This window comes from Pseudomonadota bacterium (genome assembly GCA_039815145.1).
Lineage (GTDB): Bacteria > Pseudomonadota > Gammaproteobacteria > Steroidobacterales > JBCBZW01 > JBCBZW01.
The window spans coordinates 1-3,238 of record JBCBZW010000259.1; the positions used below are offsets into that span (position 1 = coordinate 1).

The 3,238-nt window shown below is 68.1% G+C and carries 2 protein-coding genes; one reads left to right on the top strand and one right to left on the bottom strand.

The window, feature by feature from the left end:
* Nucleotides 1–349: 349 nt before the first annotated feature.
* Entirely contained in the window at nucleotides 350–1,288 is a 939-nt protein-coding gene (locus tag AAF184_25455; protein MEO0425702.1) for a hypothetical protein, read from the top strand.
* A gap of 46 nt (nucleotides 1,289–1,334) precedes the next feature.
* On the opposite strand, the gene AAF184_25460 is transcribed toward AAF184_25455, so the two are convergent.
* The coding region (locus AAF184_25460) for a hypothetical protein (protein ID MEO0425703.1) at nucleotides 1,335–3,238 on the bottom strand (1,904 nt) is incomplete at its 5' end.

A 3,238-nucleotide genomic window follows, 5' to 3' on the forward strand; every position in this document is an offset into this window, starting at 1 on the left:
AACGCCGAAGTTCAGGCCCTTGCCGGGCAGATACCATGAGCGTCGAGACTGGCATTCCCCGGTACCGCATCGCGCCAACACCTCCAGCGGCCAAAGCGCCTGACCACTGCCGAGGCGGACTCGATGCCCGCGCAAGGCTCCAGGCGACGCGTCGATACGGCATCGCAACACGGCCCGCTCCCCGCTAGGCCCAAGCACTCACGGCACTGACGGTACGAGTCTTGTTGCCCAACGAATCTGATGGCCGGCTATCAATCCGCGCATCGGTTGCCACCCGAACCGTGTTACGGTTTTGCTCACCGACACCCGCGGCGGAGCCCGCGGCTTCAACGGGCCAAGGAGGCCAGCCATGCGTAAGCGTGCCCAGTGCGTCTGTGCACTTCTTCTCACCGCATTCACCACCGTTTCCGCCTTTGCCGGCGACGTCCGCCTCTCCCTGATCGACGGCACCCTGCGCGTTGGGGGCGATGATGCAGGCAACCGCTTCTTCCTGCTTCAGAACGCCGCCGGCGATCTCATCGCCCTCGGCTTCCCCGGCACCACCATCAACGGCCAGCAGGTCCTTCGCATCCCTAACGCCACCCTGGAGGACATCCGCGTAGACCTCGGCGGCGGGGGCGATAACCTCGGCCTCGGCGGGCTCGAGGTCGCCAACGACGTCATCATCAACAGCGGTGACGGCAACGACACGGTCATCCAGAGCAACCTGCCGATCACGATCGGGGGCAACCTGATCATCCGCTTAGGCACAGGCGGTGACGGCGCCGGCTTCGATGGCCTGACCGTCGGCGGCGATATCGACCTACGGGATCCCCAAGGGTTTCAGATCAGCGATTTCCGCAACACGGTAGTGGCCGGTGACCTCAACGTCGTGGGGAGTATCGACAGCGATGTGCTGCTCTTTTTCGAGAGCGAGATCATGGGCACCCTGCGCGTCACGAGTCCCGGGGGCGGTAGCACGCAGATCAGCGACGTGGTGGCCGGCGAACTCGCGATCGACCTTGGCACCGACGAGCAAGGCGTCGCCCAGATCTTCGATACCATCGTGACCGGCAACACCACGATCACCTCGGGCGCGCTGGTCGATCTCGTCGATCTCATCGACACTCAGGTCGGGGGCGCGGTGAGTGTGACGCTCGGTGCCGGAGACGACTTCGTCCAGGGAGCGAACCTGGAAGTGTCCGGCACACTGCTCTTCGACGGCGGCGACGGCGTGGACACGCTCACCGATGGTGGGTTCACCGCCCTCGGCGGCGAGACGGTGATCAATATCGAGATCGTCAACTAGGCATCAGTCCGGTCGGGGGCGAACGTCGGCGGCAGCCGCCAGCGGCTCACTCCCGCACCACGTCTATGTTGTCGATCAGGGCGGTCAAGGGCGTCGCGCTCGGATCGAAAGCGAACGCGCGCACGCGCAGGAGCAGGTCTGCGCCCGTCTGCAGCTGCGGATCGAGGGGGAAGCGAATGTTCTCGCGCAGCGCCGTGTCGCGGGGGCCGGTGATGCTGCCGAGGGTGATGTACTGCTCACCGTCCACGGAGCCTTCCACCGTGATTCGCCGCGCGCCGCTGGCCGCGGCGTCGAACTGCAGATCGAACACCAGCGCCGCAGATCCGTCGAGCGGGGCGGGCGGTCGCCGCAGCACCAGGTAGCTCTGCGGTGGGGGATTGAGGGTGCCGGCGCGGATCTCCAGGCGCAGCGCCTTGTCGCCCGAGAAGGCGTCGGGCGTGCTCACCACGCGCGCGTTGGGGAAGAAGCGCACGAGGCTTGCGCAGCGCGGGTCGTTGTCGTCGGCACCGAAGCGGCAGTCGATCTGCAGGCCCGCGCCCGCCAGGATGCCGACGACCTCCGTGTCCGGGCGGTCGCCGTCGGCGAAGTCCTCGAAATCCTCCACCGTGTCGCCGGACGCGGGGATGCCGTAGATGAGGTAGGCCTGGCCGGGGGCGCGTGGAAAGTCACCGAAGGCCTGCGGTGCGCCTAGCAGCAGGTCCGGAGCACCGTCGCCGTTCACGTCGCCCGCCGAACTCACGGCGTAGCCGGCGGCGTCGTCTTCGGCAACGCCCCGCACAACAAAGCCGTTGCTGCCGTCGAGGAGGGGCCAGGGGAACACCGGATCGAAGCCATCCGCCGAGCCGTAGACCACGTAGGCCTGGCCCACCGAGTCCTGTCCGTCGATATCGGTGAAGGGGCTGGCGAGGACGATGTCGTCGAGACCGTCGCCGTTGAAGTCGCCAAGGCTGGCGGCGCCGCCCTCGCCGGCGTTGTCCACCTGGAAGACGAAACCGTTGCTGCCGTTGAGGTCCTCCACCCGGAAGGGGCTGGGGAAGCCGGCGGGATCGCCGTAGAACACGAACACCTCACCGCGCGCGGAGGTGCCGAGGACGGCGTCGTCGACGCCGTCGCCGTTGATGTCGGCGCCCGCCATGGCGAGGCCCGTGTCGTCGTCACAGACCGGGAAAAAGTCGCGATCGCAGTCGCTGAAGAAACCACCCGCTGGAGGCGTGAGCTGCGCCAGGAAGGTGATTGCCGGCTGCGCGTCCTCCGTGCCATTGATGACGTACACGGTGGCCTCACGGCCCGGGCCGCCGTTGCCGCCGCTCATCAGGACATCGTCCAGGCCGTCATCGTTGAAGTCACCGCTGCCGAGTCCTAGGCCGGCCAGCAAGAAGTCGCCGGTCGGGCGCAGGATGGTGCCGTTGACGCCGTCAAGCGTGTCCAGGTCGAGGACGGCCGGGAAGCCGACTGCGCTGCCGAACACGAGATAGCCTTCGCCGGCCAGTTGGCCGCCGGAGTGGGATTGGAGCGGGGCCGACACGACGAAGTCGTTGATGGCATCGCCGTTGAAGTCACCGACGCCGGCTACGTCGTCTCCTAGGGCGCCCTGGGGGGCGACGTCCGGGCGCGCCTGCAGGGCGAAGCCGTCGCTGCCGTCCAGGGTGCTGGGGTCGAGCACGGGCGGGAAGCCATCGCTGCGGCCGAACAGGATGTACGTGGTGCCGGCGGAGCCCGGTCCCGGGGCGCCGAGGGCGAGGTCGTCGATGCCGTCGCCGTTGATGTCACCGAGGGCAGCGCCCGAGGCGCCGGTATTCGCCAAGCGGAAGGCGCCCTCGATGACGAAGCCGTTGCTGCCGTCGAGATCCGCCAGGGGCAACTCGGCCGGCAGCGCCGGCTCGCCGAAGACCACGTAGGCGGCGCCCGCCGCCTCCAGGCCGTTCGGCTCCGCGTCGAAGGCGCCGATCA